General features: G+C 65.4%; 28 protein-coding genes. 15 read left to right on the top strand and 13 right to left on the bottom strand.

Annotated elements, in window-relative coordinates; translation table 11 throughout:
• The first annotated feature begins 231 nt into the window (after nt 1-231).
• Nucleotides 232-591 (top strand): DUF1778 domain-containing protein, encoded by a 360-nt coding sequence (locus tag OXR08_RS08290; RefSeq protein WP_240313548.1) that lies wholly within the window; start codon nt 232-234, stop codon nt 589-591.
• On the top strand, nt 588-1,142 hold the full coding sequence (locus OXR08_RS08285) for a GNAT family N-acetyltransferase (RefSeq protein ID WP_267349278.1): 555 nt from the start codon (nt 588-590) through the stop codon (nt 1,140-1,142). The genes OXR08_RS08290 and OXR08_RS08285 overlap by 4 nt, the downstream gene beginning before the upstream one ends.
• A 100-nt stretch (nt 1,143-1,242) precedes the next feature.
• Here the strand turns inward: OXR08_RS08285 and OXR08_RS08280 are convergent, their stop codons facing one another.
• A complete protein-coding gene (locus tag OXR08_RS08280; protein ID WP_112383120.1) occupies nt 1,243-2,133 on the bottom strand; it encodes a LysR family transcriptional regulator in 891 nt (296 codons plus the stop codon).
• Between the two features lie 95 nt (nt 2,134-2,228).
• Between OXR08_RS08280 and OXR08_RS08275 the strand changes: the two genes are divergently transcribed.
• The 9 genes from OXR08_RS08275 (at nt 2,229) to OXR08_RS08235 (ending at nt 9,868) form a co-directional block, all read left to right on the top strand.
• Nucleotides 2,229-2,564, top strand: a complete 336-nt coding sequence (locus tag OXR08_RS08275; protein WP_112383121.1) for a nuclear transport factor 2 family protein — start codon at nt 2,229-2,231, stop codon at nt 2,562-2,564.
• Nucleotides 2,561-3,349, top strand: coding sequence for an SDR family oxidoreductase (locus tag OXR08_RS08270; protein WP_112383122.1), 789 nt, complete (start codon nt 2,561-2,563; stop codon nt 3,347-3,349). The genes OXR08_RS08275 and OXR08_RS08270 overlap by 4 nt, the downstream gene beginning before the upstream one ends.
• A 286-nt stretch (nt 3,350-3,635) precedes the next feature.
• Nucleotides 3,636-5,951: a VIT domain-containing protein gene (locus OXR08_RS08265; RefSeq protein WP_267349277.1), complete on the top strand. Its 2,316-nt coding sequence runs from the start codon at nt 3,636-3,638 to the stop codon at nt 5,949-5,951.
• A complete protein-coding gene (locus OXR08_RS08260) occupies nt 5,948-6,697 on the top strand; it encodes an archaeosortase/exosortase family protein (protein ID WP_112383124.1) in 750 nt (249 codons plus the stop codon). The genes OXR08_RS08265 and OXR08_RS08260 overlap by 4 nt, the downstream gene beginning before the upstream one ends.
• Nucleotides 6,698-6,702: 5 nt before the next feature.
• Nucleotides 6,703-7,194, top strand: a complete 492-nt coding sequence (locus OXR08_RS08255) for a hypothetical protein (protein ID WP_267349276.1) — start codon at nt 6,703-6,705, stop codon at nt 7,192-7,194.
• Nucleotides 7,195-7,228: 34 nt separating this feature from the next.
• Nucleotides 7,229-7,930 carry a response regulator transcription factor gene (locus OXR08_RS08250; protein ID WP_205411642.1) on the top strand — a complete coding sequence of 234 codons (702 nt, stop codon included), beginning with the start codon at nt 7,229-7,231 and terminating at the stop codon, nt 7,928-7,930.
• Nucleotides 7,921-9,006, top strand: a complete 1,086-nt coding sequence (locus OXR08_RS08245; RefSeq protein WP_267349275.1) for a histidine kinase dimerization/phospho-acceptor domain-containing protein — start codon at nt 7,921-7,923, stop codon at nt 9,004-9,006. Before OXR08_RS08250 ends, OXR08_RS08245 begins: the two co-directional genes overlap by 10 nt.
• 69 nt (nt 9,007-9,075) lie before the next feature.
• Nucleotides 9,076-9,468 carry a HAMP domain-containing sensor histidine kinase gene (locus tag OXR08_RS08240; protein WP_267349274.1) on the top strand — a complete coding sequence of 131 codons (393 nt, stop codon included), beginning with the start codon at nt 9,076-9,078 and terminating at the stop codon, nt 9,466-9,468.
• A complete protein-coding gene (locus OXR08_RS08235; RefSeq protein ID WP_267349273.1) occupies nt 9,461-9,868 on the top strand; it encodes a DUF2809 domain-containing protein in 408 nt (135 codons plus the stop codon). Before OXR08_RS08240 ends, OXR08_RS08235 begins: the two co-directional genes overlap by 8 nt.
• A 69-nt stretch (nt 9,869-9,937) precedes the next feature.
• Here the strand turns inward: OXR08_RS08235 and OXR08_RS08230 are convergent, their stop codons facing one another.
• Complete coding sequence (locus tag OXR08_RS08230) at nt 9,938-12,301, bottom strand: membrane-bound PQQ-dependent dehydrogenase, glucose/quinate/shikimate family (RefSeq protein ID WP_267349272.1); 2,364 nt, start codon at nt 12,299-12,301, stop codon at nt 9,938-9,940.
• 411 nt (nt 12,302-12,712) lie between these two features.
• Between OXR08_RS08230 and OXR08_RS08225 the strand changes: the two genes are divergently transcribed.
• Nucleotides 12,713-13,957 (top strand): glycoside hydrolase family 43 protein, encoded by a 1,245-nt coding sequence (locus tag OXR08_RS08225; protein ID WP_267349271.1) that lies wholly within the window; start codon nt 12,713-12,715, stop codon nt 13,955-13,957.
• Nucleotides 13,958-14,158: 201 nt separating this feature from the next.
• A complete protein-coding gene (locus tag OXR08_RS08220; protein ID WP_267349270.1) occupies nt 14,159-15,106 on the top strand; it encodes a hypothetical protein in 948 nt (315 codons plus the stop codon).
• Between the two features lie 41 nt (nt 15,107-15,147).
• Here OXR08_RS08220 and OXR08_RS08215 read toward each other — a convergent pair whose 3' ends face one another.
• Complete coding sequence (locus OXR08_RS08215) at nt 15,148-15,546, bottom strand: Dabb family protein (RefSeq protein ID WP_112383130.1); 399 nt, start codon at nt 15,544-15,546, stop codon at nt 15,148-15,150.
• Nucleotides 15,547-15,679: 133 nt separating this feature from the next.
• Nucleotides 15,680-16,351, bottom strand: coding sequence for a hypothetical protein (locus OXR08_RS08210; protein ID WP_267349269.1), 672 nt, complete (start codon nt 16,349-16,351; stop codon nt 15,680-15,682).
• A 148-nt stretch (nt 16,352-16,499) separates the two neighbouring features.
• On the opposite strand from OXR08_RS08210, the gene OXR08_RS08205 reads away from it, so the two are divergent.
• Nucleotides 16,500-16,790: a hypothetical protein gene (locus OXR08_RS08205; protein WP_112383132.1), complete on the top strand. Its 291-nt coding sequence runs from the start codon at nt 16,500-16,502 to the stop codon at nt 16,788-16,790.
• A gap of 144 nt (nt 16,791-16,934) precedes the next feature.
• On the opposite strand, the gene OXR08_RS08200 is transcribed toward OXR08_RS08205, so the two are convergent.
• The 7 genes from OXR08_RS08200 to OXR08_RS08170 form a co-directional block, all read right to left on the bottom strand.
• Entirely contained in the window at nt 16,935-18,293 is a 1,359-nt protein-coding gene (locus tag OXR08_RS08200; RefSeq protein WP_112383133.1) for a sorbosone dehydrogenase family protein, read from the bottom strand.
• The gene (locus OXR08_RS08195; protein WP_267349268.1) at nt 18,290-18,736 is read right to left on the bottom strand and encodes a DUF2231 domain-containing protein; all 447 of its coding nucleotides are present in this window, start codon (nt 18,734-18,736) and stop codon (nt 18,290-18,292) included. Before OXR08_RS08195 ends, OXR08_RS08200 begins: the two co-directional genes overlap by 4 nt.
• Nucleotides 18,737-18,977: 241 nt before the next feature.
• Nucleotides 18,978-19,556, bottom strand: coding sequence for a hypothetical protein (locus OXR08_RS08190; RefSeq protein ID WP_267349267.1), 579 nt, complete (start codon nt 19,554-19,556; stop codon nt 18,978-18,980).
• Nucleotides 19,557-20,079: 523 nt separating this feature from the next.
• On the bottom strand, nt 20,080-21,240 hold the full coding sequence (locus tag OXR08_RS08185; RefSeq protein ID WP_267349266.1) for a TonB-dependent receptor: 1,161 nt from the start codon (nt 21,238-21,240) through the stop codon (nt 20,080-20,082).
• A 15-nt stretch (nt 21,241-21,255) separates the two neighbouring features.
• The gene (locus OXR08_RS08180) at nt 21,256-21,504 is read right to left on the bottom strand and encodes a hypothetical protein (protein ID WP_112383136.1); all 249 of its coding nucleotides are present in this window, start codon (nt 21,502-21,504) and stop codon (nt 21,256-21,258) included.
• 268 nt (nt 21,505-21,772) lie between these two features.
• Entirely contained in the window at nt 21,773-22,009 is a 237-nt protein-coding gene (locus OXR08_RS08175) for a hypothetical protein (protein WP_112383138.1), read from the bottom strand.
• Between the two features lie 67 nt (nt 22,010-22,076).
• On the bottom strand, nt 22,077-22,577 hold the full coding sequence (locus tag OXR08_RS08170; protein WP_112383139.1) for a ferritin-like domain-containing protein: 501 nt from the start codon (nt 22,575-22,577) through the stop codon (nt 22,077-22,079).
• A 489-nt stretch (nt 22,578-23,066) separates the two neighbouring features.
• On the opposite strand from OXR08_RS08170, the gene rpsU reads away from it, so the two are divergent.
• A complete protein-coding gene (gene rpsU, locus OXR08_RS08165; RefSeq protein WP_112383140.1) occupies nt 23,067-23,267 on the top strand; it encodes a 30S ribosomal protein S21 in 201 nt (66 codons plus the stop codon).
• A 1,357-nt stretch (nt 23,268-24,624) separates the two neighbouring features.
• On the opposite strand, the gene istB is transcribed toward rpsU, so the two are convergent.
• Together istB and istA are read right to left on the bottom strand one after the other, a co-directional pair.
• Entirely contained in the window at nt 24,625-25,353 is a 729-nt protein-coding gene (istB, locus tag OXR08_RS08160; RefSeq protein ID WP_267349265.1) for an IS21-like element helper ATPase IstB, read from the bottom strand.
• Nucleotides 25,340-26,851, bottom strand: a complete 1,512-nt coding sequence (gene istA, locus OXR08_RS08155; RefSeq protein WP_267349264.1) for an IS21 family transposase — start codon at nt 26,849-26,851, stop codon at nt 25,340-25,342. The genes istB and istA overlap by 14 nt, the downstream gene beginning before the upstream one ends.
• Between the last annotated feature and the right edge of the window lie 117 nt (nt 26,852-26,968).

The following is a 26,968-nucleotide window of genomic DNA, read 5'->3' as shown; positions in this document are numbered from 1 at the left end:
GTCCCGTGTCGGGGCGGTCGCGCGCTCCTCGCCAAGGCGGGTCTGCCTCATTTTGGCTGGCGAATGCCATAGTTTGACAATATCTTCCGCTTAGGACGCATCAGTCGATCGCGCGCCCAGGCGTGCGATGGATGTCTCTTGAGGCCGGGTCGCCTACGGACAGCACCATGGTCCCGGCCTCAACTCCAATCGCTCCATGCTTGACGGCAACACCATGCCGCCTTTGTTGCAATGTACGTCGTTCAGGCGTACATAGATGCGGAGGATGAGACGAGGTGTGCCATGCTTGGCTTTCAGGATCAGGTCGGTGCCATTGACGAGCGCAGCAGCGAGCGGATGAACTTTCGCACCAAGCCGCGCATCAAGCAGGCCATCCAGCAGGCCGCAGCGCTTTCAGGCGTAGACGATTCCGTCTTCACCATGAACGCGGCCTATCGCTCGGCCATGGAGACGATCGCGGCACATGAGCGCACCAGCTTGCAGCCGGTCGACCATGCCGGCTTTTTCGCGGCGCTCGATACGCCGCCGGAACCCAGCGATCGGCTGCGCGCGGCGTTTGCCCGTCATCGTGAGACGATCATCAGCCGGTGACCGCGACCCATAGCGTGCAACCCATCGTTATCGAGCCGTTCGATCCTGCCAAGCACGATCGGGCGGCTTTTTGCTGTGGCGTCGATCAGGTCGACAACTTCTTCCGTCGCACCGCCAACAAGCTCACCAAGGCCGGCAATGTCCGAACGTTCGTGATGGTTGGCTCTGGGGGCGAACTGATCGGCTTCTACGCCGCCAACGCCCATGCGATCGACTATACCGAATTACCGGCACGCTTTGCGCGCACCCGCCCCGCCCACGGCAGCATCCCGGGAGCCTATATCTCGATGATCGGCGTCGACCGCCGTTTTCAGGGACAGGGTTATGGCGGCGATCTGTTGGTCGATTGCCTCAAGCGGCTCGCCGTCGCTGCCGATGTCCTAGGTATCGCGGTTGTCATGCTGGACGTGCTGGACTGCGGCGATCCCGAAAGCGTCGCGAAACGCCTGGCGCTCTACCTTGCCTATAGGTTTGAGCCGTTGGCATCCAATGGCCTGCGCCTTTTCCTACCTATGGCAACGGTTCGAGCGCTCACGCGGCCAATGGCGTAGGCCGGGTGAGCCATCGGTGCAACGCCCGGTCGCGCCGCCATTCATATTGAGCAACTGCATCAAGCCGGAGCAGCCGGCTTGGGGACGCCGATCCTATTCCTCAACCAATGTCGCGCGCCATCCCGATCAAGGCCTTGAACCCGGCGGAAGGATTGCGCCGGCTGGGATAATAGAGGCTCAAACGCTCCAGTGGCGGTGTCCAGTCCTGGAGAACCCGGACCAGCCGTCCCGCGTCGAGGTCTTCGCGGACATCGGACTCCATGAAATATCCGATCCCGGCGTGATCCAGAACCGCGATCCGGGCGAGACTCGCCTCGTCGAGCGTGATCGGGCCGTTGACGTCGATCTGAAGAGGCTCGCCGTCCTTCTGAAACTGCCAGCGGTGCAGCGCGCCGTTCGGCAGCCTTATACGCAGGCACGCGTGGCGGAGGAGATCGAGCGGCACGCGAGGCTCGCCATTGACCTCGAAGTAGGAAGGCGTCGCGACCACCGCAAAGCTGCGCGGCGGGCCGACCGGAATGGCGATCATGTCGCTCGGCACAAGATCGGCGCTTCTGAGACCGAGATCAAAGCCCGCGTCCACGATGTCGACCATCCGCCCTTCGGTGACCAGATCGATGTGCACCTGAGGATAACGCCTCAGAAACGCGAGTAATAGCGGACGCAGAACCTCACGCGCGCCCGTCGCGAAGGCATTGATGCGAAGTGTGCCCGATGGCGTCTCCATCTGCGAACGCGCGACGCTTATCGCATCATGCAACGTCCTGACCGCGGGCCTGATCTGTTCGACAAAGGTCCGTCCGGCGTCGGTGAGCGAGACGCTGCGGGTCGTGCGGTTGAACAGGCGGACACCGATACGTCGCTCCAGCTTGCCGATCAGATTGCTCAGTGCCGTTGTCGACAGGCCGAGTTCCAGTGCCGCCGCGCGGAACGATCCCCGGCGCGCGATGGCGAGAACCGCATCGAATTCGCCCAGACCGTCCCCAGCCATTATCCCGATTTCCGCGACGTCAGGTGCCGCTTTGTGGCGATTATCATCAGCAATCGTATCGCTAGATTGATCGTGTCCCGTCAAGGAGCCGAGTGATGACGATCGAACTTCCCACACCCGTCGCCGCCTATGTCGCCGCCAACGCCCGTCTGGACGTGGACGGAATGATCGAGCCCTTCGCGCCCGACGCCGTCATCCTCGACGTCGGCCTCGGCAAGCGGTTCGTGGGCCACGCCGAACTCCGCACCCTGTTCGAAGAAGAGGTCGTCCCGGCAAGGGCGATCTTCACGCCGGACACCGCGCGCCAGGAAGACGGAAAGGTCGTCGTCGAGGGGCCGGCGCACGGCGACTTTCCCGGCAGTCCCATCCGCTTCACCTACAATTTCACGCTTCAGAACGGCGCGATCAAGGCGCTGGAGATCACGCTGTGACCGCCGCCATCGATGCGACCGAGTTCGCCGGCAAACGGGTGCTCGTCAGCGGCGGAACCAGGGGCCTGGGCCGCGCAACGGTCCTGCGCTTCCTCCAGGGGGGAGCACAGGTCATCACCTCCGCCCGGAGCAACCACGAACCGATCGCCGACGCCATCTTCGTGCAAGCGGATCTGACGACCGCCGAGGGCGGTGAAGCGCTCGCGAACGCAGCACTCGACAGGATGGGCGGGGTCGACATCCTTGCGCATGTGGTCGGCGGTTCTGCATCGCCCAGCGGTGGTTTCGCGGCGCTTACCGACGCGCATTGGCTGGCCGAGTTGACCCTAAACCTGATGGCCGCAGTCCGCCTCGATCGCCTGCTGGTGCCGCAAATGATCGACCAGGGGACCGGCACCGTGGTGCACGTCACCTCCATCCAATCCATCCTGCCGCTGCCGGAATCGACCACGGCCTATGCCGCCGCCAAGGCGGCACTCAGGACCTACAGCAAGTCCATTTCCAAGGAAGTCGGTCCCAAGGGCGTTCGGGTCAATGCCGTCTCGCCCGGCTGGATCATGACCGACGCCGCCGCCGGGTTGCTCGAGCGCCTGCGAGCGGCGAACGGAGGGACGATCGAGGATGCACGGCAACAGGTGCTCGATGGCCTGGGCGGCATCCCGATCGGACGGGCTGCCGAACCTCACGAGGTCGCCGACCTGATTGCGTATCTGGCATCGGATCGCGCCGCGGCGATCCATGGCGCCGAGTTCATTATCGACGGTGGCACCGTTCGAACCGTTTGAAGCCTCTCGCCGGGGAAGGTGGGCGATCACCCCCCTCGGCCTGAGATTACAGGCGTTCCCTTGCCCGCAGCGACGCCGCAATAGTGGTCGCGAGCCACCCGAATGGCACAGGGGGTCGTCCGGCATCGCTGGGGTAAAAAGCCAGAGACGGGTCGTTCGAAGGGGTCCGCCCTGCAACTGCGCTTCGTGCACAGCTTCTGCACATGCCCCTGACAGCAACTCCTCAATCTGAACATCACCGCTCTACCCGCGCCCGGCAGGACGAGCTCCCGAAGGAGCCATCGTCATGTCTTACCACCGCGAAGACCTGCCCGGCGCGGGCGCACTGACCGTTGCGAGCATCTTTCCTGCCGCCGTGATCGCGATCGAATTGACCACCGGGCTGTGTGCAGGCGTGTTCTTTGATCCGATGCCGACCGTCTGGCACTTGCTGCTCGTGGCGTTCGTGCCGGTCTGCAACGTCCTGTTGTGGCGGGCGGTGCGCGGTGCAAGCGATGGAACCGCCGGGCCGCCCATCTGGCTCGTGGTGGCAGCGGGGGCGGCCGTGTGCGTGGCGGCGAGTTACACGCTGCTGTTCCTGCCCATGCTGCCGATGGCGTTGATCGCGGTGCCGTTCGGAATTGGCTTGCTACCGTTCGCGCCGGTGGCGGGGCTGGTGTTCGCGCTGCGCTGGTCCTTTGCCGTGGCCGCTACCCGGCATGGCGGGGGCCGGCTGCTGTTCGCGGGCCTCGCGCTCGGTGCGGCAGCTCTGGTGCTGGTGGACCTGCGGGCCACCATGACCCAGGTGGCGCTCGACCGCTACGGCGGCGATGCCAACGCGCGGGCGAGTGCGGTAGGGTTGATGCGCGCCTGGGGCGACCCCGCGTTGCTGTTGCGCCAGTCCTATGGCGATTCTGGCCGAGCCGGCGGCATCGGCAGCTTCCTGGCGTCCGCCTGGACCAACGGCACCCTCTTTGGCGAGCGCCCGCGGACTGCCGATGCGCGAGAACTCTACTACCGTGTGACGGGCAACGCCTTCAACGCCGTGCCGCGTCCCGGACGGACCCTGAGCGGTGCTGGTCGCCGTCTCGTCTGGGACGACGACGAAGGAGCAGATGAGGTGGGCGGGCGCGTGCCCGACCTGATGTTGGCGGGATCGCGCCTGGACGGCGTGGCGGACGCCGCCTTCAACCTCGCCTATCTGGAATGGACGCTGGACCTGTCGAACCGCGGTGACGCGCAGCGCGAGGGCCGGTTCACGCTGGCGTTGCCGGGGAGCGCGGTGGCCTCGCGCGCCACCTTGTGGATCAACGGCGAGCCGCGCGAAGCCAGCATCGCTGCACGCGGCGAGGCGCGCACAGCGTACGGCAGCGTGGTCCGCCGGTCGCGCGACCCGCTGCTGGTCACCACCGACGGCGCGCAGCGGCTGCTGGTGCAGGTGTTTCCCGTTCAGCCGCGTGCCAGCGTGCGGCTACGGATCGGAATCACGGCGCCGTTCGCCGTCAGCCCAAATGGACGCCGCACTCTGGCAGCGCCGGCCATCGTGGAACGCAACTTCGACCTGGCGCAGGGCCTGCGACACGCCGTGTGGGTGGAGGGGCCGGTGCCGGCGCGAACCGACCTGTCCGATCCGGCATTGGTTGCCGGACGATACCGGCTGGCCTTGCCGCCGGTCACGGCACCGTCCGTTGCACTGGGTCGTGCGACAGCATGGGGCAAGGCGCCGGCGCTCGCGGTGGAACAGCGGATCGTTCGGGCCGCCGCGCCGATCGGTCCGCTGATGCTGGTGGTGGACGCGTCCGCCGACGTCGCACCCGCGGGCCAGGCCCTGTCGGCCGCGCTGGACGCAGTGCCACCCGGCCGTCCGGTCGGACTGGCGGTGGCGGGCGAGCGGATCGCGTTCGTGGCACCGCAACCGTGGTCGTCGGCCCAGGCGGCCCGCATTCGGGCCGTGCTGGCGGACATCCGCTACCGCGGCGGGCAGGACGGCCGGGCGGCACTGGCGGCGGCGCTGCATGCGGCGCCGCGTGCCGACGCGACGCTCTTGTGGGTGCACGGCGCACAGCCGGTTCGCTTCGCCGCGGTCGAGCCTGCGCTGGAACAGGCGCTGGAACGGCTGCCGGCCCGGCCGCAACTGGTCCGCTACCAGGCCGTGCCCGGCCGCGCGCTTGTGCCAGGGAGCAGCGCTTGGTTCGATACCGCGCGCCTGCCGTCGCCAAGCGGCGACGTCGTCGCCGACCTGCGCAAACTTCTGGCCGACATAGCGGGCGCCTCGCCGCGGTGGACGGTGATCCGGCGGCCGCACGACGCGGCGGGCATCGTCGGCTCGCCGCAACTGGTGCGGCTCTGGGCCGCCCGCGAACTCGCCTCGGCCGGCGACCGGCGCGACGCGACGCGCACGCACGACGTGGCGCTGGCGCATCGGCTGAACATCGTCACGCCGGTCAGCGGCGCCGTGGTGCTGGAGACTGACCGCGACTACCGGGCCAACGATCTGCCCCTGCCCGATCCGGATGCCGTTCCGACCGTACCGGAACCCGACACCTGGGCGCTTCTGATCCTGATCGCGGTGGCGGGCGCCTGGATGCTACGCCAGCGGCGGCGCGTCGGAGCCGTCGCATGATCCCGGCGCGCGTAGCGGCGCTGCTGGTGGCGGGCGGCGGCTGGCACGGGCTGTGGCTGCTCGCTGGACGCGCCGACGGAGTTGGGTTGGGAACCACGCTGGCGCTGGCCGCGGCGTTGGGTTGGGCGCTGGTCCGCGCCACCCATGCGGTACCGGAGCGTGACGTGGCGCTGCTGCTGGCGGGGTCCGCGCTCGCCTCGCTGAGCAGCACCGCGCTGATCGAAATCGAGGTGGTGGTGGCGGGGCTTTACCGCTGTGCCGATGCGCGGCCGCGCTGGCCGGTGCTGGCCCTGACGCTGCTGGCGGTGCCGGTGTTGCCGACGCTGGACGTGCTGGTGGCCTGGCCACTGCGCCGCGCCTCGGCACTCGCCACCGCCGGGCTGTTGCGGATGAACGGGGTGGAAGTCGGGCTGGAGGGCGTCGCGCTGGAGTGGCACGGCCAGCGTTTGCTGTTCGACGGGCCGTGCAGCGGGGTCAGGATGCTCTGGGCACTGCTGGTGCTCGCCAGCCTGGCGGGCGCGGTCGAGCGAGCATCGCCGCTCCGCTTCGCGGGGCTGCTGGCGGTTGCGACCGCGGTGGCGCTGGCGGGCAACGCGCTACGCGCGGCCAGCCTGTTCTACGTGGAAGCGGGCTTCGTCGCCGTGCCCGGCGGCCACGCGATGCACGAGGCGGTGGGGCTTGCCGCCTTCACGGTAGCGGCCGCGGCTGCCGTGCCGCTGCTGAGCCGGCGGAGGGGCGTGGCGTGAGGCCGGTGCTACCACTAGCGCTGGCCGCGCTGCTCGCCGCGGGCCTACCAATGCTGCCCCGCACCGCCGTCTCCCGCCAGCCCCTCAGCCCCTGGCCGACCCAGCTCGAAGGGCGGCCGCTCCGCCCGCTGCCGCCCGGCGTCGGGGATGCGCTGCTGGCGCGCGACTTCCCTGGGCACGTGGCGCGGTTCACCGATGGGCGGCGCCAAGTCGTGCTGCGCCAGGTGCAGCGCGCCACCCGCGCGCTGCACCCGCCGCGCGACTGCTTCGGGAGCCTGGGCTACACGCTGACGCCCCTGCCTATGCAGATGATCGCGGGCAGTCTCGCCTCCTGTTTCGAGGCGGCGCGTTCCGGCGAGCGGCTGAGGGTTTGCGAACAGGTCCGCAGCCACGGGGGCGCGGTGCATTCGGACGTGCCCGGCTGGTACTGGCATGCGGTGACCCGCGCGGACGCCGGCCCCTGGCTCGCGGTGATGACGGTGGAGCGGGTCGGTTGACGATCGTCCCCCATAGGTGCCAGCCATGTACGCCATGACACAAGCGATCTTGGTGGTCGACGACGACCCGCACATCCGCGACCTGCTCAGCTTTGCGTTGAGCAAGGCCGGGATGCGCGTGGCCGAGGCCGGCGACGGCGAGGAGGCGCTCGCCGCGGCCGAACGCTCGCCGCCCGACCTGATGATCCTAGACATCAACATGCCACGCATGGACGGGCTTGAACTGTGCCGTCGGCTGCGCGCGTCCGGCGGCGGCCTGTCCAACCTGCCCGTCCTCTTCCTGTCGTCGCGCGACGAGGCGGTGGACCGGATCGTGGGCCTGGAGATCGGCGGCGACGATTATGTGGTGAAGCCCTTTTCGCCGCGCGAAGTGGTGGCGCGGGTCGGCGCCATCCTGAAGCGCGCAGTGCCCGCCCCTCCGCCCACGCCCGCGCCCGTGCTGCGCCACGGCCGCCTGACACTGGACACCGACGCGTGGGAGGCGCGCGTGGACGGCAAGCCGGTGGCTACCACTGCGACCGAGTTTCAGCTGCTGGCACTACTCGCGGGAATGCCGTCCAAGGTATTCTCACGCGACGTCATCATCGACCGGCTGCACGGCCCCGGCTTTGCCATGACCGACCGCACGGTGGACAGCCACGTGCGTAACCTCCGTGCCAAGTTCGCCGGCACCGGGCTGCACGAGCTGGTGGAGACGCGCAGCGGGGTGGGATACCGCATCGGCCGATGCGCCTGATTGGGGCCATCAAGAACGTTGCCAAGCGACACTGGCCCGCGCTGTCGATCCGCACCATCCTGCTTGCCACCTTCGTATTCGTGGCGGCGCTGCCGGGCGTCGGCGCCGTGGCGCTTCGAGTATACGAGAACACGTTGGTTCAGCAGACCGAAGCCGAACTGATCGCGCAAGGGGCAGTGCTGGCGGCGGCCTATCGCGCCGCCTGGGACGGCGGGGGCGGGTCGCGAGCGCTGTTGCCCGAGCCGCCTACCATCGACCTGCGTACCGATCCGGTGCTGAAGCCCATGCCCGACCCGCATCCGGCGGGCCTGCCCGACCCTCGCGCGGTACGCGTGGGACGGGCATTGGCGCCCGTGGCGGCGGACGCGGCGGCGGTGACGCTTTCGTCCGTGCGGTTGCTCGACGGCCGGGGCGTGGTTGTGGCCGGGCGCGGCGACCTCGGTCTCAGTTACGTGGACATTTTCGAGGTGCGACGCGCCTTAGCTGGCCAACCCGCGACCACGCTTCGTACACGCAATGAGAACCCCTATGGCCTGCGCTCGCCGCTGGAGTGGCTCAGCCGCGCGGTGTCGCTGCGCGTCCACCACGCTCGCCCCGTACTGGCCGGGAGCCATGTGGTCGGCGTGGTGCTGCTGTCGCGGTCCCCACGCGGGCTGTTCGTCGGCATCTACCAGGACCGTGGCAAGATCGCAGCGGGCGTAGTGTTGATCTTCTTGACGCTGCTGCTGCTGGCGGGTCTGCTGTCGCGCGGCATCGCCAAGCCCATCCGCGACCTCAACCGCGCGACCGAACAGGTCGCAGGCGGCCAGGTGGCCCTACTCGAACCACCCGCCACCGCCGCGGTCGAGATACGTGACCTGTACGGGAATTTCGGTGCCATGGCCGCGCGTATCGACGCGCGCACCCGTTATCTGCGCGATTTTGCCGCCGCAATGAGCCATGAGTTCAAGACACCGCTCACCGGCATCCGCGGCGCGCTGGAGTTGTTGGCCGAGCACGAGATGACCCTCACCGAGCGCCGCCGCTTCCTGCGTAACGCGGCCGCCGACGCGGACCGGCTGGCGCTCCTTGTCTAGCGACTGCTGGAACTGGCGCGCGCGGACATGGCGGAGACGCGGACAGGTACGTGTCGCCTCGGAAATGTGGTGGCAGGGCTGAACGTGGAGGGTCTGGCCGTGACGGTGCCGGTAGACGGCGATGTGCCGATCGACGCCCAGACGCTCGGCACGGTGCTGCGCATCCTGGCGGAGAACAGCCGGCAGGCGGGTGCCGCGACGGCATGGGTGACGCTGGATGCAAACGCCGCCGGTGCGTCGCTGCGGTACGCCGACGACGGCCCCGGCATACCCCCGCGAGATCGGTCCCGTATTTTCGAGCCCTTCTTCACCAGCCGGCGGGCGGGCGGCGGCACCGGGCTTGGCCTGCCTATCGCCCGCTCACTGCTCGATGGGCATGGCGGCACGCTGACGCTGGACCCGGACGGGTCGTTCGAGGGCGGGGCTGTCTTCCGCTTGGTCTTGCCAAAACGCGATGGCTGATCGTCCTTCGGCGCGCTCGATCCTGGCATCCTTTTTCCTGATCGCGGGGACCATCACGGCAGGCCTCGCGCTGCGCCTGCTGCCGCTTGGCCTGCCCCCGCCGGTCACCAAGCATGGCGGCTCGCTGCTGTGGGCGGCCATGCTATATTGGATCGTCAGCACCGTGCGACCGCGCTGGCCCCGGCCGGCCACGACGCTGGTCGCCTGCGCCGTCACCACAGGCATCGAACTCTCCCAACTCCTCCACTGGCCGCCGCTTGACGCGTTTCGCCGGACCCCGGTTGGAGCATTGTTGCTCGGCCGTGTGTTCGCCGCGACGGACCTTGCCGTCTATGCCTTTGCGGTTGTCATCGCATCGCAGCTGGATAACCACCTTCGACCAAAGCAACGCACGGGATAAATCAGCGACTATACGGGGCAGCAGCAGTACGCGCCGATCTGCCGAAAGCGCGCTGGCTGCCTGCTGTCATCAGCTCTTCGGCAGGGCGTAGGCCAGAGTGTAATCGCCATAGCGTGTTCCCAGCGCCCCATGCCCGCCCGCGGTGATCACGACATATTGCCGTCCGTCGCGTCCACGATAGGTCATCGGCGTCGCCTGTGCCCCGGCGGGCAACCGCGCCTTCCAAACCACCTTTCCAGTGTTGAGATCGAAGGCGCGCAGATACTGATCCGTTGTCGCGCCGATAAAGGCAAGCCCGCCCGCCGTGATGATCGATCCGCCGAGATTGGGCACGCCCGTCTTGATCGGGACGCCCAGATGCGAGCCGAACAGGCCGGTATCGCGCGCGGTGCCGAGGACCTTTTTCCACATCACGCGCCGGGTGCCGAGGTCGACCGCGGTCAGGTGGCCCCAGGGCGGCGCGACGCACGGCGCACCGAAGATGCCGACCCATGCCTTTACGACGGCGACATAAGGGGTGTTGTACTGGGTCTGCAGTTGCGCCTGCTTGGCGTTCTCGCCACCCTGCTTCTGCTTCATCAGTTCGGCGACGCGCGGATCGTCGCGCCGCATCAGCCACAGCTTGAACGGCATCTCCATCGTGTTGACCGTCATCACGCCGCGAACCGGATCGACTGCCGCGCCGCCCCAGTCGGTGACGCCGTCAAAGGCGGGATGACCGATGATCGGCTTGAGCCCCATCGGCTGGTAGATGCCGGTCCCTCGCGCGCGCCGGATGTCGATGCGGCAGAACAGCTGGTCGATCGGCGTTGCTCCCCAAGTCGCCACCTCGGTCGGGGCAGGCGGGGTGAAGCTCGGCATCCCGGTCGAGAATGGCTGCGTTGGCGACACACGAACCCCCGGCGTTGCGCCGTTGGTGCGCACCGGCTTCTCGGTGATCGCCGCGATCGGTGCGCCGGTCAGACGGTTCAGGAAGAACACCTGGCCCATCTTCGTCGTCTGGATCAGCGCGGGGACGACTTGTCCGTTCGGCGCACGATAGTCGAACAGCGAAGGACCGATCGGCAGGTCCATATCCCACATGTCGCGGTGAACGAGCTGCCGCATCCAGCGCAGCTTGCCCGTCGCGATGTCGAGCGCGACGATCGACGAGCCGAAGCGGTCGTCGAACGGCCGGCGATAGCCGATCCAGTAATCGGGCGAGGCGTTGCCGGTGCCGAGATAGACGAGGCCATTGGCTGCGTCGGCGGTGATCGCGCCCCAGACGTTGGGCGTGCCGCGCGTGTAGGTCTGCCCCGCCGGCAAAGGCGCGATCGCGTCCTGCGAACGGCCGACGTCCCAGGCCCAGACCGGTGCGCCAGATACCGGATCATAGGCGCGCACGACACCGGAGGGGATGTCGCGATTGACGTTGTCGATGATCCGTTCGCCGATGATCAGCCGGTTGTTGACGACGACGGGTGGCGTGCCTATCTGGTCCGAGGGCTTCGACGTACCCATGTTGGTGCGCAGATCGATCGCGCCACGGTTGGCGAAGGTTTCGCACGGACGGCCCGTATCGGCGTCGAGGGCGACGAGACGGGCATTGAACGTGGGAGCGAAGATGCGACGCGGGCACGGCGTTCCCTCGGGTGCCTCGAAATAGGTGACGCCGCGGCATACCAGATAGTTGTTGCCCTGGATCGGCGCGTCTTCGTGCCAGCTCCACTTCGTCTTGCCGGTCGTGGCATCGATCGCCTGCACGAAGGAATGCGGCGTGCAGGTGTAGAGCGTGTCGCCGATATGGATCGGCGTCGCCTCCGAATGATATTCGCGCTTGTGCTCCTTCGTCTCGGCCGCGACGGGCAGGTCGCCGGTGCGCTGGGTCCAAGCGAGTTGAAGCCGGCTGACATTCTGCGGCGTGATGTCAGCAAGCGCCGAGTAGCGCCGTCCCGACAGCGTTCCGCCGTAATCGCGCCAGTCGCCATCGGCCTCGCCGGTCGGCGCAGCGGGCAGCGTGACGGCGTCGGTCGTACTCTGTGCCTCGACCCCCTCGCCGCGCAGCGCGATACCGCCGATACCGAGCGCGAGCAGCGTCGCCGCAGCGGCAGGCACGGCATGCCGCGGCGACCGCCACGACCCCGATCGCCACCCGGTCAGCAAAACGAGCGCCAGCAGGACGGTCGGCGCTACCAAGCGCGGGACGAGTTGCAGGCCGTCGAACCCGACTTCCCAGATCGCCCAGATCAGCGTGCCGATCCAGATGGCGACGAACAACCGGCGTCCAAGCCGAGCGGCGCGGCCGAGCAGCGCGCCACTGACCACCATCGCAATGCCGACGATCAGGTAATAGGGCGACCCACCGAGCGAGGCGAGTACCCCACCCGCGACCGCGAAAAGTCCGCCAAGGACGGCCACAGACCATGCGATCGCCAGCCGGTAGAGCCGAGCCATTACGGTTCCTTTCGAATTATTGGTAGCTCAACGCTCCAAGGCAGTGAAGTTTCAGGCCAGACTTCCTTCCCGCATTTAATCCAATCCAAGGCTGTATTTTATCGCTCAAGCAGAGGCGATGGAGCGGGCGAGTCCTAAGGTTCTGAGGTCGACTTCCGTCATGCGACTGAGCAAGAAGAACGGGTCTCAAAAGATTTCCGTGAAGGGCCCACTTGTAGCTACCAGCGCTATCCCGCCAGCCTCTTGCAACCCGATCGTCGCTTATTTCAGAATCGATTGATCGTTCGCGACAAAAAGCCAGACTTTCCAGATGATTATACGCGACCGTTGCGGCAGCGATGGGCACATTGTGCGCGATCCGAAGTCAGACCCACTCCACCGCGGCGAGGTTCTTTCGGTACCGCTTGTGTAGTGGGCGAAGCCGTGAGGGCTGTCCCGTGGCTTGTGTTATTCGCCGCCGCGATGGGAGGCCTCAGCGCCGAATCCGGCAACATCGCATGGCGGTGCTTGAGCCATATTGCGTTACAATGTCTTGGGATAGCAGTGGCTTATCAGTCATCATGCCCTATGAATGATCGTCGACGCAGCACCGACGAGCGGGCGGACACGACGAACATGTACTCCCTGTATAAGTATGCGCCCCTCGCGGCGGCGATCGCGCTCGGCGCGTGTGCGGCAGCGGGTAGCCATTCTGCGCTAGACCAAAAGGGAGCCGCGACTTTTACCAACCCCCTCCTGCCGTCTGGCCCCGATCCATGGGTGACGCAGGAAGGTGGCGTCTATTACTACACCCACACGCTGGGGGATAGAATCGGCCTGTGGCGGACACGGGACGTCACGGATCTCGAACATGCGGAATATCGCACCGTATGGACGCCACCGGCACAGGGCCCAAACGCGCATTCTATCTGGGCTCCCGAACTCCACCGGATCAACAAGAAATGGTATCTATACTATTCGGCTACGGCCTCCGGTTTCAAAGATGACGCGCATCGCGGCGTCTTCGTGCTCGAAAACGCGTCGATTGATCCGTTTCAGGGAGGATGGGTCGACCGAGGCCGCGTGAACACCGCATGGGCAGGCATTGATGGTACGGTGTTCGAACACCGCGGAACGCTTTACTTCGCCTACTCGCCCTATCTCGATGCCATCAGCGGCATCGCACTCGCTCGGCTATCTGATCCTTGGACCATCGCGGGCGACGAGGTCGTCGTTGCCAAGGCCGATCAGCCGTTTGAAAACCAGGGTGGTCGTCAGATCATGGAAGGCCCGGAGTTTTTGGCAGGGCCCCGGGGGCAGGTGTTTCTCACCTATTCCGCAGGCGCATGCTGGTCCGACAATTATGCGCTGGGGCTACTCCGCGCCGACGGATCGAACCTGTTGTCGCCGACCGCCTGGACGAAGTCTCCGATACCAGTGCTGGCGAGCGGAAATGGCGTCTTTGCCACCGGTCACAACGGCTTCTTCCGCTCACCAGACGGACGTGAACAGTGGATCGTGTTTCACGGAAATCCCGCGGCGAATATGGGCTGTACGGCGCGACGAGCGCCATATCTGAGCCGGGTGCGATGGACCGCATCCGGCGAACCCAAGATTGATCCTCCAAGCTCACCCGATACCCGCATTGCAAAACCGGGCGGAATGACCGAGCGATAACGTCTGCGACCCGCCCTCCTTCTAACGCTGCATCTGCTGCACACCCGGTGACGCGTAAAGACCCCCCGACAATCCGCCAACCGTTCGACATAACCAGACGGCAGATCTTGACCCGACGAGCCGACGTTTATGTCCTTGATCTCGCGGCACATTTCGATACGGTAGCGTTACGATCGGAACTGGATGCGGAACCGGGTGAGGATGGATCGACAGATGTTTCGGGCAGCAGCGATCGCCATGGTTCTGTCCGTTTGCACCGTGCCGGCAGGGGCGCAGTTTGGCGGGCTGAAACTGGGAGACTTGGCGAAACGCGCCGGCATCTCCGTTCCCAGCCTGCGCAAGGAACCGATCTCCACCAGTCTGCCCGACGCCCGCTGGGGCGATCCTACTCAGGACGGGTTTGTCCCACCCCTGCCCCGGCGTGAACTGACGGAATTGCAGCGTACGGCGAATGGCGGCTTCATTCTCCAGGCCGGCTATTATCGATTCCATGACCAGAGCTATTGCCTACATGCTGGCACACATGGGCCGGGTGGCGGCGACGGTTACCTCTACGCGCCACCGCTCGGTGCAGCCAAGGACGCCGTCATCACGATCGTCCGGAACTCGGTGCATCATCCTGACATCGACCAACACGTCATTCAGGCGCTCCTCTGGGCGATCCTTTCTCGGGCGAAGCTGGAAAACCTGTCGGACGAGCAAAGGAGCGCGGCGGCGCAACTCCTGTCCCCACGCCAACTCGCCGGGCTCAACCGCAGCGTACTCGACATGCTCTCCGCTGGGCCGATCGCGGATAATCTCCCGCGAGAGATTCGAGCCATGATGCAGGCAGAGGCTGACCTCCGCCAGATGCTGACGACGCCCGGAACGAGCTTTGGCGAGCTGGAGCGCGTGGCGGTACTCGCCGGTATTGCACCGGTCGGCCCCGGCAGCATCACCGTACCGGGTGGCCGCTGGAGCCACCATCCCGATGGCTACTGGATCCGATACCTGCCCAACAGCTACTCGAATACCGTGGTCGAGATATGGGCCCCCGAAGGCTCGCCCGGCATCGGCAAGGAATATGATCCCGCCACCCATGTCGCCGTGCCCGGCAATACCGCGCGGCAGCGGCTGATCCAGTCGGGGCGGGCATACGCCTCGCCTTGAGGTGGTGCTTCTTCAGCGCACCATGAAGATCATGCCGCCCGTCACGCCGAAACGGTATCATACACCACGACCTTGCGCCAAAGAGGTGAGCAAGCCGCCACAAAGGCCTGATGCGCTGGATGGTCCTGATAGCCTTTCTGGTCCACCAGCGTGTCGAACAGCATCATCTCCGACACATCGAAGCTCGCATCCACTACGTCACGCTGTTCCGTTGCCGCAGGAACGCCAAGATAGAGTTCACGCACCTGCGGGATCGCGGCCAGCGTGCGCAGCCCCTCGACCAGCTTTGCCCTGTCTTCAGCGTTTCCGGGTCGCTTGAGCCAGAAGAACACCTGATGACGTATGCCGCCCGGTTTCCCGGCCTCGGCCTGCCCCGCCACGCTCACTCCAGCGCCGCTCAGTGCTATCCCTATCACGAGGGTCCGTCGATCGATATCCATAATGTCTCCGGTTGGCGCTGCCTGATAGCTGAACACGATGCCATCGTGCGGTCAACGTGATTGCGGCCGCGTCGGAAGGAGCATGCCTGTGTGATCCAGGCTTCGACAGGCTCGTCTGCGCTTGAACGACATTTCACGGGCGGCGCTCGTACCGGCCCTTTCCAAAGCCGATGAGCAGGAGCGCGCCTTGGTCGATCTGCAGTCGTATCTGCCTGAACGCGGGTTCGACCCTGGCATCCGGCGCGGCGTCGAGCAGGACCGTCTTGCCATCGACGCGCCATTCACCCTCTGCCGCCTGGTCGACGGCACCATAACTCATGAACCAGGAAAATCGCCCGTTCGGGCGCAGCAGCAGTTCGGATCCCGTCTCTCTGACGCCGGAAAGATAGTAGTGGCCGATCAGATCCCGGTGCGCTTCGGTTTCGATCCTTGAAGTCGCCGTCGGGTAACGCGCCGTGCACCGCAACTCCCGCATATTGTCTGCGCCGATATACAGGAACGACGTCATCGGATCACCCTGGTCGGCATTCTTGTGGACGTAGCGCGGTCCACTATCCAGTACGAAGGTCATGAAGCCGCCGTCGTCCTCTTCCAGGTCGGTGATCACGCCGTGATTGCCAGAAGTCTGATATGTCATCGCGACGAGATCGAAGCTGTAGCGTACGCCGGTATCATCCCCGCCAGCGCGGCACGGTTTGCCTTCCTCACAGGCCCATGTCTCAACCGCCGTACACTGCAATCCGATCGGTCGAGGGGCGACAGCATACGCCTTTGCACCAGCAAGCAGTGCGATGGCCGCCATCATCTGTCCAACCTGCCGTATCACGATCCACCCGCCCGAAGATATGCTGTGTGCTTTGCGTAGCATAGCGCCGTAGCGCTGCCTCCCGAATATATGGCCCACGGCCATTCGACCAGCTACTACCCGGGAAAATCCTTGATGGAGATGCGCGTTGGATGATGAATTTGCGGAGGCTATCGCCGGCACCCTGGCTGCCCACGGCTTTGTTCTGGAAAATCTGTACGCCCTGCTCCTGGTCGGTGATCCCGATCCTGTCGGCGCCTGCCGGGCGACGGCACAGACCATGTTGCGTGATTTCGCCAGCCTACGCGCCACAGGCGTCCAGGCGATGAGCGCCGACGAGGTGAATCGTATCCGCCAGCATGCACTCGATCGTTTGAACCGCTTCTGGGCCGGGGTGGAACGCCGTCTCGATGTCGCCGCTGACGATAAGAATAAGTAAGTAAGCAAGCATTCTGGCCGTCTGCAGGCCGCAAAGACTTACCCCTTGGGTCGGGATGCCTATCGCGCTGGCATCAGACCCTAATATCGGCCGTTCACCTGAACTCGAACGTCCCCAAAAAAGCGGACGGTCGTTCATGTTGTTCTATCGACTCAGGAGCCGATCTTCGTGTGACGCTACCCGATCGCCAGCGTAGCTCACACGCCAGACCGTATTGCCGACATCATCGGCGACCAGCAAAGCGCCGGTGCGATCGATCGTGACACCCACAGGCCGGCCGTGAGCCTTCCTGTCCTTGAGGAAGCCGGTCACGAAATCCTGCGGGATGCCGACCGGCCGGCCCCCACTAAAACCGATGAACGCCACCTTGTAGCCATGCGGATCGGTGCGGTTCCAGCTGCCATGCTCGCCAACAAAGGCGCCACCGCGGAACCGCGCAGGGAAGCTGGCGCCCGTGTAGAAGGTCAGCCCGAGTGCCGCGACATGCGAACTCAAGGCATAGTCGGGCCGGATCGCGCGCGCGACGAGGTCGGCACGTTGCGGCCGCACACGTGGATCTACGTGCTGCCCGTAATAACTGTAAGGCCAGCCGTAGAAACCGCCGGGGCGAACCGACGTCATATAATCGGGCACGAGATTGGGGCCGAGTTCGTCGCGTTCGTTGACCACCGTCCACAGGGTATTGGATCCGGGATAGAAGGTCAGGCCGTTGGGATTGCGCAGGCCGGTTGCGAACGTCTTCATGAGCCCGGTCTGCGGGTCGACTTCATGGATCGCCGCCCGGTCCCGTTCGGCGTCCGACCCGCGCTCCATCGCATTGCTGTTCGAACCCACGCTCACGAAAAGCTTCGACCCATCCGGGCTCGCCGTCAGGCTCTTCGTCCAATGGTGGTTGATCGCGCCTGCAGGTAGATCAACCAGTTTTACGCCAGGTGCGGTGATCCGCGTTTCGCCCGGTGAAAACGGGTAGCGGATGATAGCGTCGGTGTTCGCGACATACAGAAATCCGTTGAGGACCGCGATGCCGAACGGCGCGTGCAGATGGTCGACAAGCACGGTGCGAAACTCGGATCGACCGTCGCCATTCACGTCACGGACCAGCGTTATCCGGTTGCTCGGCTTTGGTGTTTGCCCGCTCTTCGTCTGTGAGTGCGCCCGTGCCATGATCCAGTCTCTGATCGGATCCTTGGGTCGTTGCACCGGTTCGCCGCCTTCGTTGCGCGACTCAACAATCAGCACGTCACCATTGGACAGCGCCAGCACGTTGCGCGGATTGGAGAGGCCTTGTGCAACCGCCGCAATCCGGAAGCCAGCGGGGACGGCCGGGGTTTCCCCGCGTTGCCAACCGACCGTCTCGAACACGCCGACGTCTGCCACGAGCTGCTCGTGTGGTGCGGGCAGGAACGGGTTTGCGCCATATTGGCTGTTCGGGTCGATCGTCTGACCGCTGCCGCATGCGCCAAGGGGCAGCAGGCAGAGGCTCGTGATCAGGATGCGGGTCATCGTACGATCTCCGCCGGGCGATGATAGGCAGATTGCCAGAACCAGCCCGCAAGCACGCCGAGCACGGTGGCGGCGATGGACAGGGATAGTCCGGTTGGGACGACGGCGGTCCATCCGTCGCGCGCGTGGATGAACGAGTTGAAGACCGCGATCACCCAGGCGGCGAGGAGGCAGGCGAGGTGTGGGACGAGCGCGCGCCGATTATGACTACGAACCAATTCGATGATCAGCAAGGCACCTGCGAGGCCGCCCCCGATCAATCCAGCGAGCAGGAGCCACGAAGAGAAATCGAGCCACATCATCTCCGTGCTCGCAATGTACGCCAGATCCGTGATCAGCGCGCCAGCGAAGCAGATGATCGGAATTGGCAACAGCGCCGGGTACAATGGATGCGCGGCCGGTCCGACAAGCCTGACCGGGGCAGGAGTTGAGCTTCTCGCCATTATCCATATCCTCACCGCCGAGCCGCGATGACTACGAGCCGCGGCGGCGGCGGTTCCTCAATTGGCGATATGTCAGCACATAATCATGCGGTTACCTTCCATAGACTAACGTGTGATGCGACATTTACGGGCGCGGCGGCCGCTCACATGCGATTTCGCACAGCCCCCGCCGAGACCACGCCGCTTCCGGACACTCAGACCCGAGTTTTGCAACGGTTGGCGTGGCGCAACCGCGTGCGAGCTACCCTTCACCTGTAAAGACGGACGGCGCGGGTGCCGGCACTTCGGTGGGAGACAAAAGGCGCCCGGTGTCGGGGTCGTAGCGGAAAGTTTCGCGAACCGCATTGGTGTCGACGGTCAGGAGCCCGCGGGCGAGATCATCCGTGACCACGATGCGGCGTGCCGGCCGGCCGGGGCAGGCGACGGTCGCGCCGCCGGCAAAGCCGTCCGCCCCTGCCGGACGGATCAGGCAGGGCGGTTGTCCCGCGCGCCCCAGATCGAGCCAGCCTTCCGCCGTGATGCGGTGGGTGTAAACCGGGGCACCGTCGGCGCCGATCGTCGTGAAGGCCTCGCCGCGGCCGAAGCGGCGTTGCGGCGCGCGCATGGCCTTGATCCCGACCAGATTGTGGCTGAGCAGCCCGTCCGCGCCGATATAGTAATGGCCGATCTGGGTGCCCGCGTTGCGCGGCCAGCGCAGATGCATGTGCATGTGCGGCGGCGAGTCGGTGTGGTCGTGCGGCGCGTTGGTGTCGAACCCCATGATCTGGATGCGGCCGAGGTCGCGGCGCTCGACCTCCTCGCCCAGCCCCAGTTCGCGCACCACCTCGCGCTACGCGAATTCCAGCACATTGGCCGCGGCGCGCTGGACGGTCGGGAACAGCCCGGTGGCATAGTCGCCCGCCCGCCGCGCAGGGTCGGCGTGCTCGAAGCGGAGGACCATGCCGGGCTCGACGATGTGGGTCGCGACCTCCGCGGCGGTGATCGCGTCGGCGTGCGCCGGGGCACCGCGACGATCAGCCGGTCGCGTTCGCGGCGGAACGGTACGTCGCCGCCTTCGAGCACGACGCGGCGGATGTTGGCGGCGGCACCCGCGAAGCCAAGCTCCAGGCTGCGCATGCGCGGGACAGCGAGCGCCACCACCGTCTCGCGCGGATTGTCGGCGTTCCAGTTGGCCTCCGTCACCGGCGTGCAGGCCCGGCAGCTCTCGGGATCGAAGCGGACGCCGGTGCCGGGCGCGCGCTTGACCAGTTTGAGGACGATCCGCACCGGCGCGTCCTGCTGCTCCGCATATGCAGGTGCCACGGCGATCAGGGCGGCGAGCGCCGCTGTGACGATGCGGGCGATCACCGGCCCGGCTTCCACGTCAGTCCCAGCCAGAAGGTGCGGCCGACCGGGAAGAAATAGTTCACATAGTCGCGCCGCATCCCCTGCCGCACGACGAACGGCGACTTGGTCAGGTTCTGCACCTGCCCGACCAGTTCCAGCCCCGGCCCGACCGCGTAGCGCGCCTGGACGTCGACCTGCTGGCGCAGCTCCTGATAAAGGTCGCGGGTCGCGGTATCGCCGTCCGCCGATTGCAGCGCGCGGCCGATCCGGTTGTAGGAGGCGCGCAGTTCGACCGGGCCGGTGCCGTAGAACAGGGTCAGGTTGGCGATATAGTCGGGCTGCTGGATGAGGCCGCTGGTGGCGCGGGTGGCGGACAGCCCGGCCGCGACCGCCGCGGCGCTGGCCGGTTGATCGTACGACCCGTCGAGCAGCGTGAAATTGGCGTTGAAGCCGAGGCCGGGGATCGCCGCCAGCCGCTCCTGCGTGAAGCCCAGTTCCACCCCCTTGACCCGCGCGGCAGCGGCGTTGCGCGGTGTGCGGACGAAGACGCTCTGATAGGTTTCGCCCTGAAAGACCGTCGGCGGCCTCTGTTCGCTGCTGGTGAAGATCTCGTTGCGGATGTCCTTCACGAACCCGACAACCGACAGCAGGCCGCCCCCGCCCATATACCATTCATAGGACAGGTCGTAGTTCCACGCCTCGCGCGGGCGCAGGTCCGGGTTGCCGGTGTTGATCGTCAGCGTCCCGTCGGTGCCGACCCCGAACGAGGTGCGCGCGGCGTATTGGCTGTAGTCGGGACGGCCGATCGTCTTCGACACCCCGGCCCGCACCCGCATCCCGACGCCCAATTGATAGGTGGCGAGCAGCGAGGGGAGCCAGTAATCATAGTCTGTTGTCCGCCGGACCGGTTCATAGGCGGTGGCGACGCGGACGGTGGGTGCCTGGTTGGTGAAGACCGCGACCGTCGTGGCGTCGTAGCGGACCCCGGCCTGGACGCCGAAGTCGTCGGTACAGAACAGCGCCTGCGCATAGGCGGCCCTGGTCGTCTCGATGTCGCGGAAGTCGTCGGCGGCGTTGTTGGCGATCTGGTTGGTCGCGATAAAGGCACTGCGGTTCGCCTCGAACCGCCGCCACGCGGCCGGCCGGTCGATCAACAGATAGGGCACGCCCGGCGTCATGTAGGTCGCGGGCCGCTATGGATAGATGATCCCGGAGAACGTCCCGATATTCGCCAGCCCCGCCGCATTGGCCGAGTCGAACTCGTCGTACCGCTGGTCGTAGGACAGGTCGGTGCGTGTCACCGCCACGCCGACCCTCGCGCCGAGGCCACGATCCTCCGCCGTCGCGCGAAAACCGAGGCCGACGCTGCCGAAGTCGACCGTCCAGTCGAGATCGCGGTGGATGCCGACACAGAAGCCGATCTTGATATGACTAACCGCCATATCGTTGAAGGGGAGCTCCGCATCGCCAGGCAGGCGAGGCTGATGACGAGGCTGCGAATGCAATCCTTGCCAACAAAGACGGCAGATGACCTGTTGGAAACGTTTTACACGGCGCTCGCGGAATGCCGTGTCCGACGAGCAGCAATCATCGACACCTTTACCGCCTGACCCTGAACACTTGTTAGAACTGAAACAAGGCTACCGCTGGTGTGCCACCTGAGGCAACGTTGCTGGCTTGGAACCAAGAACGCCAGCCGCCTACGAACCACTATGCTGCCGCGATTTTTCCCTCAAGAGCACCACGCTGGTGATCATGGACGAGGCTGGTCAGTGACGGCTCGTCAAGCTCGGCGAGCACTTCGGACAGCGTCTCGCCCGGCCGTGCGTCCGGCGCAAAGGACGGACCATAGATCTTGCGCAACGTGCTGACGAGGGTATTGCCGTGTTTCCGGCTGATCTCGCCGTCCTTGTTGCGGTGCCGGTTGTGCAGGCCTGGTTGTTGCATTGCTGGCTCCACTTCATAGCTTTGGCTGAGAAGGCTCGCCGTCTGTCGACGGCGAGCCGCTCGTCAATCAGGCATCCTGTGCATCGGCGTTCACCGTCTCGGAAAGGCGGTTCATATATTCATCGCCACCATAGATCTCCTTGGTAGCGTCCTTCAGCTTTTTGGCGTCGTCGGATTTGCCGAGAGCCTTTGCGTAGGCGGCAGCGGTACCGAAGCCTGCGATACCGTAATGGGTCATTCGCTGATACTGAGCGATGATGAGCGCATCGAGCAGCGGGCCCTTCTTGGGCGCCTCTTCGATGCAGTGTTTGGTAGCCTCCGCGACAAGGCCTTCCATACCCTTGCAGTGCTCCTTGGATGCCTTCTCGCCGGCCGCGACGATCAGCTCCTTGACGATGCCGGTGTGCTTCTCGATCCCATCATGTGACTTTTGCAGCATCTCCTTCAGCTCAGGGGCGGATGCCTTGGAAGTGAGCTTCTTGATGACACGGTTCATCTGGTCGTTGGCGGACCAGAGGTCCTTCAGCTCGTCCGTGTAGATTTCATCGAAGTCTTCGGGAGCGGACATAATCAAGTTCCTGATCTTGAATGGTTTACTGCCGCTGCGTGCTGGCGATTGGCTCAACCGAGGCCATCGTCCAATGTTCCCGGGGCAGGATCGCCTATCCGGATTGTCATGAGATCCAGGGCCAGCGCGCGAAGCCTCGACCACGCGATACCGGATACACGCTTCCGTGCCGCGAGGTTGATGATAGAGGGAGCGGATGCTCAGAACACGGATGAAGAGAGACGCCCGCAGCGGCGAGCAGGCGCTGCGGCGGCTGGTCGAAATCGAAGCTTCCCTGGCGAAGCTGACCGACGAGGACATCCTCGACCTGGCCGACATCTTCGCGACCAGCGGGATAAGCCGCTCGGTGAGATCGCCTTTGCGGAAATGGAGCGGCGCAACATCAGCCTTTAGTGGCGCCGCTGAGGCCCTGTCCGCTTGGCAGCCGGATTCAACCGTTCTACATCGGCTCACACCAACCACATCATATCTCTACGAGCCCCGTCCGACATGCAGATCATCGTCCGCGAAAACAACGTCGACCAGGCGCTGCGCGCCCTGAAGAAGAAGCTCCAGCGCGAAGGCCTTTACCGCGAGATGAAGCGCCGCCAGGCCTATGAGAAGCCTTCCGAGCGACGGGCCCGCGAGCGCGCGGCCGCGATCAGCCGTGCGCGCAAGGCCGACCGCAAACGCGCAGAACGCGATCGGTGATCGGCACCCGGATCGATGAGATCGGCACGTTGATCCGGGACGGCGGTGCCTTCTACCTGCAAAAGCGTCATCCGAAAGGAGTTTTCCCGCCTCATACTGGCCCAGCTTGAGCGAACCGCCTTGGCCGCAAGCAATGCTGAACCGGCCAGGGCTGCGAAATGAACGAAGGACTGGTCTTTGGCAGCTAGCGGCGACTTTTGGACGACGGTAATTGGGGGATTGTAGACGGTCCGCTTCTGAATAGGAAAGTGCCGATAAACGACGTCCCGCGCAGCTCATGCCGAGCACACAGCTAGGTCGCCGCTTCCAGTTCGCGTAAGCTGCGGCCGCGTGTCTCTCTTCCTGCGCGTCCGATCAGTACTGCTGACAGGGTCATCGGTATGATCAACGCCACTGCCACGCCACCCATTGTGGGGATCAGCCTTGCGAATGCTCCTAGCTGGGCCGCACCCCCCCAACTTACTGCTTCCCGCGATTAGCCCAGTGGCTCGACCACGAACGCGCAAGGCGTAATTTTCGGCTGCATAGGGCAGGAGCACGGCGATCAAACCGTTGGTGCCAACTACTACCAGCAGCGCGATCCCAGCGATTAGCACTGGCGGCCAAGCCAGCGTTGGGGCCGGCAGCAATGCTCCGGCAAGGCCTGCAAGGGTGAGGAGTACCGTGCCGATCATAGTTCGTTTGCTGCTCCACCAGCTGTACAGCAAGGCGGCAACCATGATCGTCGGTAAGGCGACGAGTGCTGAACTAGCGGTGATACCGCTCGCGATCTCGGCACTGAAACCTCGCTCTTGGAGATCGGAGGGAAGCCACAGCAGCAGCCCAAAATTAACGGAGCTCCACGACAGGGCAGTGATTACCAGTGCAATGATCAGCTCCCGGTGGTGAGGCGCTGCGCTGCTGCCATCGAGTGGAGCAGCTTGAGGCGCACGCCTGATTATGCCGAATTTGCGGGACATGTCGGCCAGCTCAGCGTCCATACCCCATTCCATCAGGACGCGAGGGGACTCGGGGATCCACCGTGCCATTGCGAGCAGCAGCACACCGGTGCGGAAGCCCTGTAACCACAAGCTGCGCCAGCCGAACAAAGGTTCGAATAGATGCGCAGCACCGCTAGCCGCAAGGTAGCCGCCAACCAGTACAAGGAACCAGCTCCTGTGACGCGGCGGCATGATCTCAGCCTGTCAATCGGCGTCCAAAAAGGACCCCCTATCGGCGTTCAAAAGGGACCCCCCTTCGTTGAGCGGTGTGACGGTTATGGCGGGCGCGCCGTTCGCGCTGGTTGCGGCGTAGGGCGGGCGTAGCCCGACCGGAGGCGCGACCAGCGCGAAGCATCTTCTGCCGGTGGCTCTGGGCGTCAGCTGCGATGCTTGAAGCGCCAGCTGTCGTTGCCGGTCTCGACGATGTCGCAATGGTGGGTAATGCGGTCGAGCAGCGCGGTGGTCATCTTGGGGTCGCCGAAGACGGTGGGCCATTCGCCAAAGGCCAGGTTCGTCGTGACGATGACAGAGGTGCGTTCGTAGAGCTTGCTCACCAGATGGAAGAGCAGTTGACCGCCTGAGCGGGCGAAGGGCAGATAGCCGAGCTCGTCCAGCACCACGACATCGAGGCGGGAGAGCTGTTTTGCGAGCGCGCCGGCTTTGCCGAGGCGGTTCTCCTCCTCAAGCCGGTTCACCAGATCGACCGTGTTGAAATAGTGCCCGCGGGCGCCCTCCCGCACGACATTGGCTGTAATGGCGCTAGCGAGATGCGTCTTGCCGGTGCCCGTTCCACCGACCAGCACGACGTTGCGCTGGCCCGCCAGGAAGGACCCGCCGTGCAGCGAGCGCACCAGACCCTCGTTGATGGGCGTGCCGTCGAAGACGAAGGTGTCGAGGTCCTTCACCGCCGGCAATCTAGCCGCCGACATCCGGTAGCGGACCGACGCTGCATGGCGGTGGGTTGCCTCGGCACGCAGCAGGTCGGTCAGGATCTCCATCGTCGTACGCTTGCGTTGCAGGCCGGTGGTCACTGCTTCGTCGAAGGCGCCGGCCATGCCCTTGAGGCCGAGCCCCGCCATCGCCGTCATCATCTCATGCCGCTGCATGGAGGCCCCGCAGGCTGTCGTAGCGACCGCAGTCGGCACGCGGCGGATGGCGGAGCGCCAAGTCCTCGGGCGTGACGATGGTCAATGGTCTTGGCGGTTCGCGCCTGCGGGCCAGGATGTTGAGGATGACGTCATCGCTGGTGACGCCGGCCAGCAGCGCCTCGCGCACGGCCGCTTCCACCGCTTCCAGTCCGTCGTCGAGCACAGTCGCCAGCACCCGCACGAACCGCCGGTCGGCATCGTCGCTGGCGCCGAGCTTGCGACGCAGCCGTGACAGCGCGGGTGGCAGCTCCCAGCCCTGGAATGGCGCGCCGTTGCGCAGAGCGCCCGGCTTGGTCACTAGCACCGGCAGATAGTGCCACGGGTCGTAGATGGTCCGGTTGCGTCCAAAGAACCGGGGATGGTCGGCAACGACCTCGCCGTCGCAGCGCACGACGATGCGGTCGGCATAGGCACGAACCTGGACCGCGCGCCGCACCGCTTTGGCCATGACCGAGTAGCGGTTGCGGTCGAAGTTTATCAGGCACGTCCCGCTCACCGCGTGTTCGCTCTCGTAGAACCCGTCGAAGGGCGCGACGACCGGTTGGAGCATGCCACGCTCCGCAGCCCAGGCCTGAGCAACCGTCAGCTCTTTCTGCTCGGGATGCTGGTGTAGCTCAGCCCAGCGCCGACACTCCGCCTCCAGCCAGCCGTTCAGTTCCTCGATGCTGGCAAAGCGCAGGCGCGGCTGGAAAAACCGGCCGCGCGCGGTCTGCACCTGGTTCTCGACCTGGCCTTTCTCCCAGCCGGCTGCCGGCGAGCAGGCTGTCGGTTCAACCATGTAGTGGCTGGCCATGACCAGGAAGCGCCGGTTAAAGACCCGCTCCTTGCCGGTGAACACGCTCGTCACCGCCGTCTTCATGTTGTCGTAGATGCCGCGCGTCGGCACGCCTCCGAAGAAGGCGAACGCCCGCGCATGAGCGTCGAACAGCATCTCCTGCGTCTCGCGCGGATAGGCCTGCACATACATCGTGCGTGACGCACACAGCCGCACATGAGCGACCTTCACGCGCATTGGCTTGCCCGCGATCTCGACGTCCTCGTGGCTCCAGTCGAACTGATAGGCCTCGCCCGGTCGAAACAGCAGCGGGATGAACGCCGGTGCATTCATCACGTCCCGACGACGTGCCTGCCGCCAGCGGGCCGCATAGCGACGCACCGCATCGTATGAGCCATCGAACCCCTCGCGCAGCAGCAGATCGTGGATGCGCGTGATGCGCAGCTTCTCGCGCCGCGGCCGCGCCTCGTCTTCCTCCAGGAACGCATTCAGTCGCGCTTGGAACGGCCCCAGCTTGGGCAGCGGCTGCACCTCGCGCCGGTAGCCCATGTCCGCCTCCGGCGACCGGATCGCCTTGCGCACCACTTTGCGAGATAAATGCAGGTCTCGCATGATCGCCTTGATGGCTTTCCCCGCCGCATGCTCGCGCCGGATCCTCAACACCGTCTCCAATACCAACATCCCGATCTCGCCGCCTGACACACCGCCAAGCGTGCAGCCTAGACCACCGGGATGAGGGGTCCTTTTTCGACGCCGATCACCCCGCTACCGGGGTCCTTTTTCCACGCTGATCCACAG

Source organism: Sphingomonas sp. GM_Shp_2, assembly GCF_026540875.1.
Taxonomy (GTDB): Bacteria; Pseudomonadota; Alphaproteobacteria; order Sphingomonadales; family Sphingomonadaceae; genus Sphingomonas; species Sphingomonas carotinifaciens.
The sequence above is the reverse complement of the archived record's forward strand: the minus strand, read 5'-3'. Positions and strand labels throughout refer to the sequence as shown.